Annotated in this window: 15 protein-coding genes and 3 tRNA genes; 5 read left to right on the plus strand and 13 right to left on the minus strand. The window is 45.0% G+C overall.

Features of this window, described 5'->3' with window-relative positions:
• From BW716_RS18980 to BW716_RS18995, 4 genes are all read left to right on the plus strand, one after another.
• On the plus strand, positions 1 to 214 hold a 214-nt coding region (locus BW716_RS18980; RefSeq protein ID WP_143708904.1), incomplete at its 5' end, for an Ig-like domain-containing protein.
• A complete protein-coding gene (locus BW716_RS18985) occupies positions 211 to 2,736 on the plus strand; it encodes an Ig-like domain-containing protein (protein WP_255373883.1) in 2,526 nt (841 codons plus the stop codon). The genes BW716_RS18980 and BW716_RS18985, both read left to right, overlap by 4 nt.
• Positions 2,733 to 3,722 carry a type IX secretion system membrane protein PorP/SprF gene (locus BW716_RS18990; RefSeq protein ID WP_235643876.1) on the plus strand — a complete coding sequence of 330 codons (990 nt, stop codon included), beginning with the start codon at positions 2,733 to 2,735 and terminating at the stop codon, positions 3,720 to 3,722. Before BW716_RS18985 ends, BW716_RS18990 begins: the two co-directional genes overlap by 4 nt.
• A gap of 7 nt (positions 3,723 to 3,729) precedes the next feature.
• The gene (locus BW716_RS18995) at positions 3,730 to 3,972 is read left to right on the plus strand and encodes a hypothetical protein (RefSeq protein ID WP_083724874.1); all 243 of its coding nucleotides are present in this window, start codon (positions 3,730 to 3,732) and stop codon (positions 3,970 to 3,972) included.
• Between the two features lie 47 nt (positions 3,973 to 4,019).
• Here BW716_RS18995 and BW716_RS19000 read toward each other — a convergent pair.
• From BW716_RS19000 to BW716_RS19050, 12 genes are all read right to left on the minus strand, one after another.
• Positions 4,020 to 4,091, minus strand: a tRNA-Gly gene (locus BW716_RS19000).
• Positions 4,092 to 4,098: 7 nt separating this feature from the next.
• Positions 4,099 to 4,171: transfer RNA gene (locus BW716_RS19005), tRNA-Gly, on the minus strand.
• A 7-nt stretch (positions 4,172 to 4,178) separates the two neighbouring features.
• Positions 4,179 to 4,249, minus strand: a tRNA-OTHER gene (locus BW716_RS36805).
• A gap of 21 nt (positions 4,250 to 4,270) precedes the next feature.
• Positions 4,271 to 5,182 carry a putative 2-dehydropantoate 2-reductase gene (locus BW716_RS19010; protein WP_179091181.1) on the minus strand — a complete coding sequence of 304 codons (912 nt, stop codon included), beginning with the start codon at positions 5,180 to 5,182 and terminating at the stop codon, positions 4,271 to 4,273.
• 119 nt (positions 5,183 to 5,301) lie between these two features.
• Positions 5,302 to 5,958: a response regulator transcription factor gene (locus BW716_RS19015; protein ID WP_083724878.1), complete on the minus strand. Its 657-nt coding sequence runs from the start codon at positions 5,956 to 5,958 to the stop codon at positions 5,302 to 5,304.
• An 8-nt stretch (positions 5,959 to 5,966) separates the two neighbouring features.
• Positions 5,967 to 6,752, minus strand: a complete 786-nt coding sequence (locus BW716_RS19020; RefSeq protein ID WP_083724880.1) for a sensor histidine kinase — start codon at positions 6,750 to 6,752, stop codon at positions 5,967 to 5,969.
• Positions 6,701 to 7,378 carry a hypothetical protein gene (locus tag BW716_RS19025; RefSeq protein WP_083724882.1) on the minus strand — a complete coding sequence of 226 codons (678 nt, stop codon included), beginning with the start codon at positions 7,376 to 7,378 and terminating at the stop codon, positions 6,701 to 6,703. Before BW716_RS19025 ends, BW716_RS19020 begins: the two co-directional genes overlap by 52 nt.
• A 14-nt stretch (positions 7,379 to 7,392) precedes the next feature.
• Positions 7,393 to 8,022 carry a hypothetical protein gene (locus BW716_RS19030; RefSeq protein WP_143708906.1) on the minus strand — a complete coding sequence of 210 codons (630 nt, stop codon included), beginning with the start codon at positions 8,020 to 8,022 and terminating at the stop codon, positions 7,393 to 7,395.
• Positions 8,023 to 8,207: 185 nt separating this feature from the next.
• Positions 8,208 to 9,866 carry a phage tail protein gene (locus tag BW716_RS19035; protein ID WP_179091182.1) on the minus strand — a complete coding sequence of 553 codons (1,659 nt, stop codon included), beginning with the start codon at positions 9,864 to 9,866 and terminating at the stop codon, positions 8,208 to 8,210.
• Between the two features lie 130 nt (positions 9,867 to 9,996).
• Positions 9,997 to 10,335, minus strand: coding sequence for a hypothetical protein (locus tag BW716_RS36170; protein WP_143708907.1), 339 nt, complete (start codon positions 10,333 to 10,335; stop codon positions 9,997 to 9,999).
• 166 nt (positions 10,336 to 10,501) lie between these two features.
• Complete coding sequence (locus BW716_RS19045) at positions 10,502 to 12,919, minus strand: ABC transporter permease (protein WP_083724889.1); 2,418 nt, start codon at positions 12,917 to 12,919, stop codon at positions 10,502 to 10,504.
• A gap of 133 nt (positions 12,920 to 13,052) precedes the next feature.
• Positions 13,053 to 14,744, minus strand: coding sequence for an arylsulfatase (locus BW716_RS19050; RefSeq protein ID WP_083724891.1), 1,692 nt, complete (start codon positions 14,742 to 14,744; stop codon positions 13,053 to 13,055).
• Between the two features lie 536 nt (positions 14,745 to 15,280).
• Here BW716_RS19050 and BW716_RS19055 point away from each other — a divergent pair.
• Complete coding sequence (locus BW716_RS19055; RefSeq protein ID WP_179091183.1) at positions 15,281 to 16,510, plus strand: BamA/TamA family outer membrane protein; 1,230 nt, start codon at positions 15,281 to 15,283, stop codon at positions 16,508 to 16,510.
• Here the strand turns inward: BW716_RS19055 and BW716_RS19060 are convergent, their stop codons facing one another.
• Positions 16,511 to 17,407, minus strand: a complete 897-nt coding sequence (locus BW716_RS19060) for a LysR substrate-binding domain-containing protein (protein WP_083724895.1) — start codon at positions 17,405 to 17,407, stop codon at positions 16,511 to 16,513.
• Positions 17,408 to 17,448: the final 41 nt, after the last annotated feature.

Below are 17,448 nucleotides of genomic sequence, written 5' to 3' on the forward strand. Positions count from 1 at the left end.
TGTAGCTTATAATGGTAGTTTAGTAGGAAATGATGAGGATGGTGATGTGCTGACTTACAACAAGTCTACTGATCCAGCACACGGTACCGCTATCGTAAACGCAGATGGAACTTATACTTATACTCCAGCTGCTAACTACAATGGTCCTGATAGCTTCACTATCGAGATCAATGATGGTAATGGAGGAATAGCAACAGTAACCATCAATANNTGAATGATGATCCAACCGGTTCAGATCAGACGATCACAACGCCAGAGGATACTCAATACAATGGAAGTATCGTAGGAAATGATGTGGATGGTGATGTGCTGACATACATCAAGGCAACTGATCCAGCTCACGGAACCGCTAAAGTAAACGCAGATGGCACTTATTCTTATATTCCTGCAACCAATTATAATGGACCAGATAGTTTCACTATCGAGATCAATGATGGTAATGGCGGTACTGCAACGGTAACCATCAATATCACCGTAACAGCGGTAAATGATGATCCGACAGGTGCGGACCAGAATATTACCACTCCTGAAGATGTAGCTTATAATGGTAGTGTAGTAGGTAATGATGTGGATGTTGATGTGCTGACTTATGCTAAGGCCACCGACCCTGCCCACGGTACCGCTACAGTCAATGCTGATGGAACATATAATTACACGCCAGCTGCAAACTACATCGGCGCCGATAGCTTCACTATCGAAATCAATGATGGCAATGGTGGTACAGTAATAATAACTATCAACATCACCGTTACGCCTGTAAATGATGCACCAACCGCCTTCAACCAGATCGTTACCACTCCTGAAGACACCCCATACAATGGCAGTGTCATCGGTACCGACGCAGATGGCGACGCACTCACATACAGCAAAGGCTCAAACCCAACGAACGGTACAGCCACTGTAAACGCAGATGGTACATTTACTTATACTCCGAACGCCAACTACAATGGCCCGGATGTGTTTACTATTACATTAGATGATAACCATGGAGGTACCACCACCGTGACTATCACCATCACCGTCACTCCTGTGAACGACGCACCAACAGGTACCGGCGATTCCAAAACTACCTCCGAAGACACCCCTGTCAGCGGAGCTGTTACCGGATCAGACGTAGATGGCGATGCGCTGACCTACAGCATGGGCTCAACCCCATCTCATGGTACAGCCACGGTCAACGCAGACGGTACATACACTTACACCCCTGCTGCCAACTACTTCGGTCCCGACAGCTTCACCATCGAAATCAGCGATGGCCAGCTTTCTGTAACCGTAACCGTAAATATCACCGTCGTACCTGTAAATGATGCTCCAGCCGCCGGCAATCAGAGCATCACAACACCAGAAGACACTCCATATAATGGTAGTGTAACTGCCACCGACGTAGACGGCGACGCACTCACTTACAGCATGGGCTCGAACCCAACGAATGGTATTGTCACCGTCAATGCAGACGGCACCTATACTTATACGCCAAATGCAAACTATAATGGCACGGACGCTTTTACTATCGTAATCAGTGATGGCCACAGCGGCACAACTACCATTACCGTTAATGTGACCGTGACACCTGTCAACGATGCACCTACCGGCACTGACCTGAGCATTACCACTCCAAAAAATACCGCTTACACCGGTAATGTTACTGGTGCTGACGTAGATGGCGATGTGCTCACATACACTAAAGCCACCGACCCATCATTCGGTACTGTAGTCGTAAATACGAACGGTTCATTCACCTACACACCAACCACCGGCTATGTAGGCAATGACAGCTTTACTGTCACCATCTCTGATGGCCAGTACAGCATTACTATAACCGTCTACATCACCGTCACCCAGGTAATCACTCACCCGGGCATCACACTGGTGAAAACCGCCGTACTCAATGGTAATGTCATCACCTACACCTTCACGACCACAAACACCGGCGATGTTCCATTAATCAATGTCATCCTCGCCGATCCAATGGTCAACCTGAACACTACTATCTCTGCCACCCTGCAACCAGGTGCTGTGGTTACGCAAACCGCTACTTACACCCTCACACAGACGGACAGAGAAAACGAATCAGTGACCAACACTGCTACCGTAAGTGGTGCAACCACAGATCATGCCACCGTGTCCGACGTCTCTGGTACTACCGCCGGCAATGATACGCCAACAACGATCACCGTTCCGGGAGCACCTAAAGCCAAAGACGACGAGTATGATACCCGTATGAATACGAAGATCAGTTTCAATTTCATAGATAACGATGACTTGGGTACTTCAACACTGGGTACCTACACCATCATCAGTGAAGTACAACATGGTACTATATCCAGAGATGTAAATGGTTATACCGAATACACTCCAGACCAGGGCTATGTTGGCGATGACACCTTCACCTATACCATCACAGATGCCGACGGCTATATATCCAACGTCGCTACTGTAACCATTCATATTGGTGCTGTCTATATCGCCGTGCCAACCTTATTCACGCCAAATGGCGATGGTAAGAACGACGTATTCGAAATTGTCGGCCTGGAGAAATACACTGAAAATGAATTGATCATTGTAAACCGTTGGGGTAACGAAGTATACCGCCAGCATAACTATTCCAATACCTGGACCGGAGACGGATTAAGTGAAGGCACCTACTATTATTTATTACGCGTTAAGAAACAAGGCAGCGCAGATTGGGAAGTCTTCAAAGGATTCACGACCATCCTCCGCAAATTCAAGAAATGATGAAAAGAGGTTTTATATTGTTGCTATGTATGGCGTTGGGCAAATCGACATTTGCCCAACAAGAAGCGCAGTTCAGCCAATATATGTTTAACGGCATCTACATCAACCCGGCGTATGCAGGCTATAAAGAGGAATTATACCTGCATGCGTTCTATCGGGCGCAGTGGACTGGAATAGAAGGAGCTCCCCGGAGCTTCTCTGTTTCTGCCGATAATATTGCAAACGACGGAAATGTGGGTTGGGGTATTCAGGCGGTCGCCGACAAACTCGGTGCCCAGACCAACCAAACCCTCTATGCCAGTTATGCCTATCGCATACGCATGAATGAAGACGGCACTTCCCGTTTGTCTTTCGGTATCAGCGGTGGCCTGGTGAACCTCGCGGTGAACACGTCTTTGCTCACCACCACCGATCCTGAAGACGATATGCCTGTCGGTACGTTGACGACCACTGTACCCGATGCCAGGGCTGGTGTATTTTATGCAGATGATAACTTCTATGCCGGCGTTTCTGTAGACAACCTCGTAGCACCGCATATCAACAAGTCTAAATATGTGTATATCGCTACACCTCGTCCACATTATTATGTAACCGCTGGTGCTTTGTTCAAACTGAATGACCAGCTTTCCCTCAAACCTTCTTTTTTATTGAAAGACGACAGGGGAGGACCCACTAGTTTAGATGTCAATGCTTTCTTGCTGATTACAGATAAACTCTGGCTGGGAGGCTCTTACAGAACCAGTGTCTCCCTATACGATAAAGCCTATCTGCAAAAGACGCTGACCACAAGAGACGCTGCGGTTGCTGCGATTGAAATATTCCCGATGCCTACCCTCCGTATCGGTTATGCCTATGACTTTTCTATTGGCCCATTACAGAGCTATAGCAACGGATCTCATGAAATATCCATTGGATTTACAATTCCTACAAACAAGGACCACGTAAATTTGCGTAAATTGGGTATCTCATGTCCCAAAGTATTTTAATGTAGCTATGTCAAATGAATTTTCGCAGGCTGAGTGGGATGCCTGTATCAAAGTACTGCAGGTGTTGTCCAGAGATCCCGATAAATCGCTGGATACCCTGACGCTCAAAGGTCTCGTCACAAAATTATATAAACGCGCCAAGAAGGATCAACGTGAAGTAACAACCCAGGCTATACAGCAACAGATTAATGCCACATGTGGTGGTAGATGGGATACCTGCGAAGGGAGTGGGGTATGTGCATCCGGATAGCAGGGCTATAAAAAGTGTGTATAGATAAATTATTTTTTAAAAGGCAATAGTGAAGGTAGGGTTCGAACCAGCAACCTTTGCTTGGTAGGCAAATATATTTCCAATTATACTACAACACTATTGCTTGTGGAGGAGCAAGGGTTCGAACCTACGTCTCTGATTTGGCAAATCAGCGTTTTTCCAACTAAACCATCCCCCGTACATAATGGAGGCGGCAAGACTCGAACTTGCATCTGCAAACTTGGGGTAAGCAGTTTTCCATTCAATTTACGCCCCCATTGTAATAGCGTGAAAATAATTAATATTTACTCAGAAACAATAACTGCCGCAGCAACATATCTACTTTAGACATATAATACCCTGCTGCTTTCGCCATCTCTACGGGATTTTCATAAATGTATTTCAACTCAAGCGGGCGCTTGTTGTCAAAATCCAATTTCATACTCGGCGCATAAGGGCGCATTGCTATCGTAAATTGCAACATATCATATACCATTGTTTCCGGCAACTGTGCACCGCAGGCATTTGCCCCATTAATCACTTCATGCATGATCGCTTTAGACAATTCATAAGTAGCTTTATCAGCCAGCAGCTTGTTGGCTGTAGTATTCAATAGTACTGACATTCCATTGAATGTGATGTTCCATACCAGCTTCTTCCAGCGTAGCGTATTCAGGTCTGGTGCTTTTTTAGCGATCAATCCTGTTTTATCAAATGCGGCTACCACCTGGTCGATAATACCTGTATCCTGTATATTATGATTGCCAATTTCGATATCTCCATAGTCGAGGTGATGCATTTGTCCGGGGCCGACCTTATTCACTGAAATCAACGCTGTAGCACCTGCTACGCCTACACCCGGGAACATGGCTGCTACATCTGCTTCCACACCGAGGCCATTTTGTATCAGGATAATGACGGACTTGTCGTGCAATAAAGGTTTGACTAATGAAGGCAGTAAGCTTTCATTACTGGTGGTCTTTAAACACACCAATATCACATCGCAAACGGGCATGTCTGCCGACTGTTGAAATGCGTTTACCTTGTCTAAATGAATATCGCTGAATACTTCAGATATGAGGTGGAGTCCTTCTTCCTTTACTGCGGCATAGTCACTATTTAATAAAAAGTGTACTTCCTCGCCGGCATTGGCTAACATGGCGCCATAAAATCCTCCGATGGCACCGGTTCCTACTATCGCAAATTTCATTGTATCAATTATAATGTGGCTGCTAAGATACAATCTATTACCTTTTCTGCCTGACATCCGTTTAAACCCGCCGCCCAGATGGCTGCTAGATACTTTTTCATAAGAAATAAAATACCTCTTTACTTCAATGTAATCAACTCATTCTTTATCGCAAACAACACTAAACCAGTTCTGGATTTGATTCCAAATCGTTGAAATAAATCCTGTCTGTAATTATCTATCGTATGCGGACTCAAATTCATCTGATCCGCAATTTCCTTATATGTATACTCTGTACAACACAACTCTAAAAACTTAATCTCATTACTACTCAGCTTCTCCGGTGCGTTATTTCCCGCCAGATGTCCCTGAATATTTCGCAGTAATTTAAACGATACCAACTCATTAATAAAGAATCCCTGTTCACTGATCGTCCTGATCGCATGCACCACATCTGTCATCTTCGACTCCTTCAGCAAATATCCACCCGCACCATTCTTCAGCATTTTAATGATCGGCTTCTCTTCTTCAAACATGCTCAGTGCCAGCACATGTACATCAGGATAATTCTCCCGCAACCATCGGGTACTCTCAAACCCATCCATCACGGGCATACTTATATCCATCAAAATAACCTCCGGCAAAGGAAATTTAGTCAGCTTGGTCTTCATATCCTCTCCATTAGAGGCATCAAATACAATAGAGATTTCCGGAAACTCGGACAGCAGGCTTATCATTCCCTGACGGAACAGGGTATGATCGTCAATAATGGCAATCGTGGTTTGCTTTTCAGCCATAATTTTATTTAGTAAGGAATCGTTATCTTAATCGTAGTGCCGGCACCGGGTGCTGATTGGATCTGTGTATGCCCGCCAATCATGCCTGCCCGCTTCTGGATATTCTGTAATCCCATGCCTTTGTGCTGCTTCATGATTTCAGCCACATCAAATCCATTACCATTATCCTGTATAGATAAGGTTAATACATTACCAGCAAACGCTAAGTTAATAACAATTTCTTTGGCCTGTGCATGCCGCACGATATTATTCAGGATCTCCTGGAATAGACGGAAGGTGATCGTCGCTTTATCTGCAACGGGAGGGAGGGGGGTATCGGGGTGTGTATAGGAAATACGAAACAGGTCCGATCGTTCCAGGTACTCGAGTTCAAAGGCAATAGCATCTACCAGGCCCCTGCTCAGGAGTTCTTCGCCATGCAATAACCGGGACAGTGCCCGCAGCTCTTTCACCGCCCTTTTGGCAAGTGCTTCCGCCGCGGCCACCTTTTCGCCGGCCTTTTCAGTATCTTGTACGTTGATAGAGCCCAGGGTCATTACCGTAAGGCCCAGCAACTGTCCGATATTGTCATGTAAGTCGTAGCCAATGGTCTTCAGGGTTTGCTCCTGGACCTCCATTTGGGTTTTCAACAATTCGGTGTCAAATGCCTGTCTCAGGCTTTCCTTTTCTTCCGCATGCTTCTTTTTCCGTCGGTTATAGAGGTTCACGTATACGATCAGGAACAAAGGGGCAATCAGAAAAATTATGGTTGTGAGACCGATGAGGAATAATACTTCCTTTGAAGAAATCTGCATATAAAAGCGTATGACCAACAGGCATACAACAACACATTCAGGATTGAAAAGGTGACATACCTGATCGAAGAAGAGATAAGCGAGATTTTGTCATGCACCAGATAATCATTGAAAATATTGGTCGCTGTACTACCAAAGTAAAATATAAGGGTTCCATTCACCCACCAAAATGGCGCGTAGGTATTCAGGACTACATACTGTTCGTCCCTTAAGATAAGATAATAAAAATACAGACTTGCCAGTACAAATACTACAGATTCTGTAGAGGCAGTAACGTTTACGAACTTTGCAAAATGAAGGAGTTGACTTTCCCGTACATACATGGCCAGAAATATACATAGCCAGAGGATGAGCGTACTGCGTTTATTGGTGTATTGCAGGAACAGATAATAGAAGAAATAACTAATAAAACCACATTCTACCAATAGGTATACATTATATAAGGGCGCATTGGACATGTTTGTCATTTCCCTGATATATATACCTGTTAGTTCAGTCACACAGGTTAGCAACAAAAAGATGATAAAATACCGCCATATGGGCGTTTTGTCTTTTGCAAGACAAAACACCCCTATTAAAAGGCAGATCATTTCTGCGACGGTATTTACTGTAAAATATAATTTCATGCTGTATAATCAAATCATTGAGTAATTAACAATGCGCCGGCAGACTTACAGTTAGCGGGCGGAGGACACAGTTCTCCACGGTTTTCAGGTGCAGCAAGTATGATTCGGCCTTTGCCTAAAGTACCATGAGGATCGTTATTATAGTAATCCCAATGGAAGATGCTGTCATTTCTGGTGGAATCCCGGGTCGTCACCATGACAAGCGTGTTACGGTTCCAATATGGTTTCTCCGGAATGTGTGTATGTGCGCTGTCGTACTTATTGTACGTACTGTCATACGATGCCAGATAAAAACGGATACCATCGCCGCCCTCTGTTTCCAGCTGGTCAACGAGTGCTTTCAGTTTTGAAACGCTGAACCATACGGTGCGTGTATTGGAGCCCATCTTGTGAGGTTTGCCATCGATCATAGCAGTGGAGCCATCCCAGAAATCTGAATCCACCGGGATTTTACCGGCACGTTTTGCATAATTGTTCACATAGATTTTTGCAAACTCTATACTGATAGTGTCTTTGTCAAGCAATACTACCGTAGGCGTGTCTTTGTGATCATCTTCCGGTATGGAAGGCGATTGTTTTGGTTGACAGGCAGTCATAGTCATAGCTACCATAGCTATGGAGATAATGGCAACAGGGATGTTCATAAACATTAAATGGTTTAAGGTGTACCTAAATGTATAAAAAACTGTCTTAATTCTGGTAATTCCCTGTTACTACTTTCAAAAGGCAGTGGAGGGCAGCTACCTAGCCCATGAGCTGCCTTGTCCACGTACCTTTCTGAAAGTAGTGTGCAGGTTATGATTGAGGGGGATGTATAAGGATGAAAGGCCTATTTAAAGCGGATGATGTAATCTACATTTACATTGATTGGTCTTGACTCCCGGTCGCCGCCAGCAACAAGATGGGAGTGATCGCCATCATTTGAAGTCTCACTTACTTCTGCATTGAAGGCTGCCAGTTCATAACCATCCGAAGGATCTATCGCATGCCTTTCGGCGGGCACCCGGTAGATAGCATGTGTATGCTTTCCATTGGTAGTTGTGATAATCGGATTGGCTGGCAAGCCAGTAGTAGAGATCACCTGTATGGTGCCAACTTTTAGTTTGCCGGCTCCTGTTACAAAATAACCGCGCAGATCGGGCAGGGAAAAAGTGAGTGGCGCCCCACCGAAGTGTGTACCGATTATGTCAAACAGTTCGCGGTAAGTATGTCTGCGCAGGGAGCTACCGTCGCAGGGAAACCAGCCTGCTGACTGCAGTTTTATTTGTACATCCCTGTCCGTTATGTCGCCACCAAAAGGCATGATGGTGCCTACAGGAGGGGCTGCGCCAACGATGTCTGCTGCAGCAATGAGGAAATCGGCGTAGATATTTTCAGGCCTTGTTTCCTGGTCGCCGCCCTGGATGGTGTGCAGATGTTCGCCGGCGGTGTTTGTTTGTTCGGTGTCGTCCGTCCATGCGATACAGTTGTAGGCATTGAATCCTGTGGCGCCTTTGGCCGCAGTTTGGGTAGACACGGGCACACTTTCGACCTGGTGATTGTGTGCACCGGCTGTTGTGGTGGTAATGCCGGGAGGAGATGCTGTGGCATAATACTCCACTGAGCCGATGTTGTCGCCCGTGTTTCCCCCTTTGTGAAGGGCATGGCGGGTATCCGCATCCGGGTCCCTGTTAGTTAAGTGACTAGTACCTCTGAGAAAATATCCCCTTAAGTCCGGGACGTTAATAATTTTAAGACCATCTCCGCCAAAGTTGCCCAGTATCGTTTCTGACAGGGCAGGGTGATCCGTATATGCATACGGTTTGCCATCGCAGTAGAGCCATTCTGCCGGTATGTGAGGCAGTGGGCCTCCGAAGGCGGTAATAGTGCCTGCCGGTAAGATGCCAGCAGGCACTTGTGGTGCACGGCATTTTATGACGAAATATAAAGCCACGTTAATCGGCAGGGTCGCGTTGTCAAATCCTGTGAGAGTGTGAAAGTGTGCGCCCGCCGGTTCTGTGGCGATTGTTTGATTACCTCTGGCCATTTCTTGCCGGGAGCCGCTCCAGGCCCTGTGCATATTGGCGGTAAGCCTGCCGCAGGTATGGTTATGGGCGCCGGTGATGGAGAGGGACCAAAGTGATGCAGGCAGACCGGTGGCAGTCTTTTGCAAAGAGCCGGTATGGTTGCCGGTAGCTCCCCCAGGTGCGGCTGCGACCCGGTTTTTGGCATCCGGGTCTGTACCCCTGGCTTTGTGTAATGTCCCTCTCAAAAAACGTCCGATAAGATCGGGAATGTTGAAATATGATTCGTCTCCGCCGTGGGCGTTGCCAATGGCGGTGTAGAGTTCTGGATATTCTTTGGTAGAGAATGAGCTACCATCGCACAATAACCAACCTTCTTTTTCTAATGCCTGCAACTGATCGCTGTTGGAGAGGTCTCCTCCAAAGGTGGCGATCGCACCTATAGGGAGTCCAGTGGAAACAGTTGTAGCATTTTGGATAGTCATGTCCCGGTTTGTTTTGATTGATGGCTCAAAGGTCATCTAAAACGAATCGGGAGAACAGGCCGGAATGTCCCCTTTTTGCAGCTGTTTTTAGGGGGTGGAAAAGGTGGTTTTCAGCTTTTTTGGAAGTAAGTTATTGATTTTCAATAGGTGTGTTAGGGTTGTCGACCAGCCATTGGGTGAGTTTGTAACGGGGAAGAATTTCGTCCATTTTCTTTTTGAGCCATTTGGAGACGAGTTCGAAGACGATGAAGCCGATGAGGATGGAGATGCCCCATTCAAGGTTGGTGTAGGTGTGTTTGGTGACGATGGTTTTGTGGGTGGTGAGGCCCCAGAGGTTGTGGATGGAGCGGGTGGTGAAGAAGTGGGAGATGAGGCGGGTGGAGATCATGCCGATGACGAAGCCAATGAAGTTGCCGATGTAGTTGGAATAGAGATATTCGAGAAATTTGCGAACGACTTTGAGTTTCATGTGAGTTGGCAGGGTTTGTTTGAGACAATATAGAAATAAAATGGCAAAAAATTGCTTCCGTCTTCGGCAGAAGCGATTTTTTGCGGGGGCGGTTGGTGCCTGCTGCTGCAGGCACCAACCGGGTTAATGGAGCTGCAGCTCCTGAACTGATTTTTTAAATATTCTTTTACTCCGTTTTTATACTTTTTGCAGGATTTACGAGGGCCGCACTCACTGCCTGGAAACTTACTGTTATTATTGTTATACCGACAGCCAGGATTCCGGCAAATAAAAATAACCCAATTGATATATTCACCCTGTAAGCAAAATCCGCAAGCCAATGCTCCATTGCATACCAAGCAAGCGGAGTTGCAATTACAATAGCTATCAATACTAAGGCAATAAAGTTCCGGGTCAATAATAGAACAATATTCCCTACACTGGCACCGAGTATCTTACGCAGACCAATTTCCTTGGTACGCTGACGAATACTAAAGGCGGCCAACCCTAGCAGCCCCATACAGGAAATCAATATCGCCATTGTAGTTGCTGTATTCAGGATGGCTGCCGTCTTTTGTTCCTTTGCATAGAACCCGGCTATCGTATTGTCAAAGAATTTATATTCAAACTCCTCATTCGGATATACCTTATTAAATGCAGCTGCAATTTGAGAGAAATTAGCGCTATGCATTTTTACACTCAGGTTGATCGCGAACATTTTAGATGCTGTAAAAAATGTAGGCTTGATCACTTCATGCAATGACTGCGCATGAAAATCAGCCACCACACCTACAATCGGACAGATAGGAGAGGCGTCATCATTCATGCCGCTTTCCACAATCTTTCCAATCGCATCTTCCGGATGGGCAAACCCCAGCGCCTTCGCCGCACTTTCATTGATGAGAAACTCTCTCATACTATCAGATGCCTGTACATTCCTGCCGGCTACCAGTTTTAACTGGTACAACGGGACATAGTTTTCATCTATCCATTGCAACTGGCAATCCGCTTTTAGGGGTTCTTTTCCGCCATTATATTTCAACGCTGTACCCCAATGTGATGCCGCAGCAGGAGTGCCATTACTTGTACTCACCAATTCCACTCCGGGTATACGTCGCAGCATATCTGCCAGTACATCGACCTTAGATCGTTCGTACTCCGGACTGGTATTTATATTAATAATAGCGGCACTCTTAAAACCAAGATCTGTATGTATTACATAATCCAGTTGTTTCTGTACTACCAGGGTACCAATAATAAATACCAGCGAAATGGTGAACTGAAATACGACCAATACTTTTCTTAAATAACCCCGTTCTCTTGTATTGCTTTTCAAACTGATCACTGGAATGGCACCTGACAATACAATGGCCGGATAGATCCCCGCCAGCAATGTCGTAATGACCAGTAGTCCAATCAGCATCAATATATTTTGTGTAGAAAAAACAGTGGCTACGGCACCAGCAGGTACAAAATTCTGCAATCCATTTAATACTGGATACACCAGCATCAGCACCAATATCATCGCTGCCAGGGTAATCAAAAACGTTTCGCTCAGAAATTGGAAAATCAAACTCTGTCTGCTGCCACCTAAGACCTTTCTTACCCCGATCTCTTTTGACCGCTTGATAGACTGAACGGTAGACAGGTTGATGAAATTGACCACCGCAATCAGAAGAATAAAACCTGCTATGGCCAGCAAGCCATATAAGGTAGGTAAATGCACCTGCTTCGAAAAGAAGTCGTGATATTTTACATCAAAATGAAGTTCAGACAAAGGTTGTAAAAAGAGGTTTTTCTGTTCGCCTTTTTGCAGGGAGATATTTTGAAGTAATAAAGTTGTCAGCTGTTTGTTGATTGTTGCTATCCCTGCTCCCGGGAGTAGTTTGGCAAATACTTGTGTACGGGCAAAGTAGCCACCCCATTGTTTGGAATAAATGTGCTTATTCACCAGGAAACTATTCGGTACTGTACTGATTGAAACAAAATCTGTAAACCTGAAATCAGAATTAGCGGCATAATCTTTTACTATACCTGCTACTGTCAGCGGTAGGGAATCTGCATAAAGCAGTGTCTTTCCTACTATATCCTGTAATGGAATGCGACCGAAATATTTATACGCTTTGCTTTCGGTCAATACCACTTTAAAGGGTTCTGATAGCGCTGTATTCGGAGATCCGATCAACCACTGATAGGTAAATACCTGAAAGTATGCAGGTCCTGTTATGATGATATCTGAAGGATGATCATGAAAGTCAGCAGCAGGAAACCGCTTTCCATTAGGTACATCGACTTTGGTATAAAATGCGTGAAGATCCGCTACCTCGGACATTCCACTGATATGCCCCCTGATGGCGTCTGCAGCAGGATCCGGCGGCATTGAAAAGAAATCATGCCTGCCATCTGGCCTCATGATATCTCCTACTATCCTGTAAATTTGCGCTTTATCAGGTTGGAAGTTCTCATAACTCAACTCGAATTTGCACGTAACCCAAATGGCAACGCAGGATAGGATACCTAGTGAAAGTCCTAGAATATTGATGCCTGTGTACAGCTTATTACTGACCAGATTTCTATAGGCGATTTTGAAATAATTCCTGATCATAAGGGTAGAGATTAGCTACCACCTGCATACATGGAATATGCCTGTTCTTTATGAGGTGATTATAAAGTGTGTATGATTATTTAAAATTAATATATGTTCGTTTTCACCTTTTGGTGTGTCCGGTAGCGAACGATTAGTTTAAATCTAACAATGGTTTCCACGGTGCGGGTAATACTCCCACCCGTCTTGCGTAGGCGTTCCAGATAGCGCTTAATTCCTGTACCTTTTCCGGATAGAGTTCTGACAGGTCATGTAGCTCACTTCTATCCTTTTTCATATTATACAACTCCCATTTCCCCTCTTTATAATGTTCTTTATCTTTTAGTAATTCTCCTTTAGATACCAGTTTCCAGTCACCGAGGCGTACCGCTTTATTCATTTCATGCTCCCAGCAAATAGCTTTTCCTCTATCCAGCGATTTCCCCTTAAACAAAGGCACCAGGCTCACCCCTTCCAATGGGATGCTTCCCGTATATTTCGCCCCTGTCAATTCTACGATCGTTGGCATAATATCAATGATATGTCCCACAAAAGGCGTTATCTTATTCTTTCCGGTGATCAAACCCGGATAATGAACAATGAGCGGCGTAGAGATGCCGCCTTCATGTACCCAATGTTTATATTCTCTAAATGGGGTATTGGACACATTCGCCCAGAACTTTCCGTAAGAGATATAGGTAGAATCTGGTCCGCCAATCACACCTTTACCTTTCTGTACCAGCTTTCCATCCCTGGTAATTTGCGGAATGGTGGCATAAGAGATTTCATCTTTTTTCAAAGGCTTCAGCGTTTCCGGATGTGGTGCCCAGTTACCTGTAGCCCCTGTAGCACCAATATCTTCCGCACAACCGCCATTGTCCTGCATGTACATGATGACGGTGTTATTGTCAATGCCTTGCTGTTTTAAAGTGGCAAGAATGGCCCCAATACCCTGGTCCATATCATCTATTATCGCTGCATATATTTCCATGCGTGCTGCCTGCACTGCTTTATCAACCCCGTTATCCCAACCGGGATAATCCGCCGGCGCTAATTCTGTATTGTTGGATAATAAACCTTCCTGCCGTAGCTTTCTGAATCGAGCATCCCGCACCGCATCCCAACCTTTATCATACTTCCCTTTGTATTTTGCAATATCTGCCGGCTTTGCATGCAATGGCCAGTGTGCCGCTGTATAGGTAACATATAGAAAGAAAGGTTTGCTGGCATCTCTTTCTTTTATAAACCGGATGGCCTCATGTGTAATGGCATCTGTATAATAAAAGCTATCTGTCTTATATTCAGGATCTGTAAAAGGAGAGATCAAATGATTGTCTCTGCACAATGCCGCCGGATCGAAATAACTACCCGCACCCTGTATCGTGCCATAATACCGGTCAAACCCACGCTGTAGCGGCCAGCTTGTTTTGGCCCCATCCTCTTTGATATTCTGACTCACATGCCATTTACCTGTCAGGAATATTGAATAGCCTGCGGACTTAGCTACCTCTGCCATCGTAGTTGCTTTAGGGTTCAGGTCTCCTCTGTAACCGGGCAACTGGTAATCCGTATCCCGCATCCAGCCCATTCCTGCCTGATGGGGATACAAGCCTGTGAGCAGGGATGCCCGGGTAGGACAGCACCTTGCCCCGTTATAAAACTGTGAAAACCGTATCCCTGTCTGGGCCAGCTGATCCAGATTCGGTGTATGGATCTCACTTCCATAACAACCAATATCAGAATACCCCATGTCATCACTTAAGAAGACAATGATATTCGGGCGTTGCTGCGCCTTTACAGAAATTCCAAGAAATAAAAATAGCAGATGGGCTACACGAAGTTTCATATCATAAAGGTCTTAACCTTAGAAAATTACAATTAATTTTCCAGGATTGATCTAACCTTGTCTCAGCACAGGTGTAAAAATATTCTTGACATCAAAATCCTGTATTACTCATTACATCAGTTTCTTAAGATGAATTTCTCATCCTAACACTCCATTAAAAATAATACCCATGAAAAAGACCCTGTTCCTCGTTTTGTATAAAAAATGCCAGAAAAATATTCGCTTTATATAAGGCTGGAAAGTAGGGCAACAAGAGACCCTTGGAGAAATAAAAAATGAACAGCCGGTGCTAAGCCGGCTGTTTGCATTTGATCATCTGATCTCTTTTACTTATTGATCGCCTGTGTTTGTTATCAAACCAATTAGATAAAAAATTATCCTGTTGGGTTATTTATTGTGAGTAATTCGAATAATTATCACTGCAAAGGTAGGGCGGTACGGCTCCATAGGAAATGATCATTCTCAACGATCATGATGATCGTGGTCAATTGATGGCGGACTGAATTGTGGCACAGTATTTTATATCATTACCAGTGATGAAGGGATTACTATTAATTATATTAATTACGCTTACAACTGACGCCATTGCCCAGGATTCGATCCCAAGAATGAGGAGATATTATGGTTATGATGTGGATACAGTACCTAAACTTGACTTAATCGACATCTTCAGCAAGACATTTCATATTCACGGCAAGAAGATGCCTAAGAAGGGAGACAAGAGGGTCTATTATTCATTAGTACCTATACCGACCAATATCCCCGGTGGTGGCGTGGCGCTGATAACCAGTACCAATGCGGCTTTTTATATGGGACCACGGGCATCTACCAATTTGTCCAACGTCTCTTTTGCCCCTTCATTTTCGTTCAAGGGACGTTTTTCTTTTAGCTTCCACAGCAATATCTGGCTTATGGGCAATAAGGATAATGTGACCGGTGATATGCGTTTCATTATCAACCCACAATATACATGGGGGTTAGGAGAGGGCGTGTCCAATGATCAGAAGGAAATACTAAACAGCAACTATTTCAGGTTTTATCAAACCTGGCTGCACAAGTTAGACGGTGGTCAATGGATGGCTGGTCTGGGTTACATGCTGGACTGGAATTCGGCCATCAAGTTCAAAAACAATGACAGCGTATCGCTGCCGGAATTTAGTCATTATGAATACGGGACCCAGTTGGGTAAGCATTCCGTGTCATCCGGTATCTCATTTAACTTGCAGAAAGATGCCCGTCAGAACTCTATCAACCCACAGTCAGGGTATTTTTTCAATACCGTATTGCGCTATAACTTTAAATGGCTGGGCAGTAGTGAAAACTGGCCCTCATTGTATGTAGATTATAGAAGATATCTGCATTTTGGAGATGAACGTAGCCAGAATGTGTTGGCATTGTGGGGCTTTTATTGGACAGCACTGAGTAATAAAACCCCATATCTTGATTTGCCAAGTATCGGTTGGGATCCTACGACCCACAGTGGAAGGGGAATTACGCAAAATAGATACAGGGGCAAAGGTTTGTGGGATCTGGAAGCTGAATATCGCAGAGATATTACAGCCAATGGTTTTCTGGGTTTTGTGGTCTTTGCCAATATGAATGCAGTGACCAAACTCGAAGAATATCGCTTTACTGCCCCACATCCAGCTGTGGGTACTGGTTTGAGAGTAAAGTTCAATAAACGCTCTAATACTAATATTGCATTTGACTATGGTGTTAGCTCAACGGGTGGTCGTTTCAGCATGATGCTGGGTGAAGCCTTCTGATCATTCTCCTCCAAACTGTTGCAGCATTTCTGCAAATACCATCGCCGCTTTTTTCCGATAAGCATTTGCTGGCCACGAGATGGTGGCCTGTCTGCTCATTTCCTTTCCGGTGATCGTCACAGCCTGTACCGCGGTCTGACCCACCAGCGAAGCTGTTGTTAATACGGTATACCAGCGCCCTGTAGCCACCAGTTGTAATAATATACTGATGTCGCTCAGTTCCATTCTGATATCAGGATAGATCTTATTTTTCTCAAACATTTTATCCAGGAAACTCCGGGTGTTGAAGGCTTTGGAAGGCATGAGCAATGGCAGACTTTCCACTTCTTTTATATCTACACTTTTGCGTGCAGTGAGTGGATCATTGACTGGAACGATGAGGGATAAACGGGATTCGAACAATGTCTGTGAGATCAGGACATCATTCTTCTGGGCAGGAGTAAAAGAGAGCACAAAATCCAGTTGTACCTGTCGTAGTTTTTCCAACAGATCCAGGGAAGGCCCCGAGGCCACGATGATCTTTATGCGGGGGTACCGGGCAGAGAACTCCATTAAGGCAGGGGTGAGCAGGGCTTGCAAACCATAGGTGACACCGATGGCGAGTTCACCCGTTTCCAGTTCCTGCAGGTCTTGCAGCAGGTGCTGGCCGTCTTCTGCGTTCTGAATGCTCTGTCTGGCATAGGGCAGAAAAAGCTTGCCGGCCTCTGTGAGCATCACTTTTTTGCCTATTCTGTCAAAAAGAGGGGTATTCAGTTCTTCTTCCAGCTGTTTTACCTGCTGAGAAAGGGTACTTTGACTGATATAAAGCATACTTGCAGCTTCCGTAAAGTTTAGGATTTCTGCTGTTTTCACGAAATAGCGCAATTGGCGTAGTTCCATGAGACGAAGGTAGGTCATCGATCGGTTTTATCAATGATAACCATAGAAAAATACCATGT

The organism is [Flexibacter] sp. ATCC 35208 (genome assembly GCF_001975825.1).
GTDB lineage: Bacteria > Bacteroidota > Bacteroidia > Chitinophagales > Chitinophagaceae > Chitinophaga.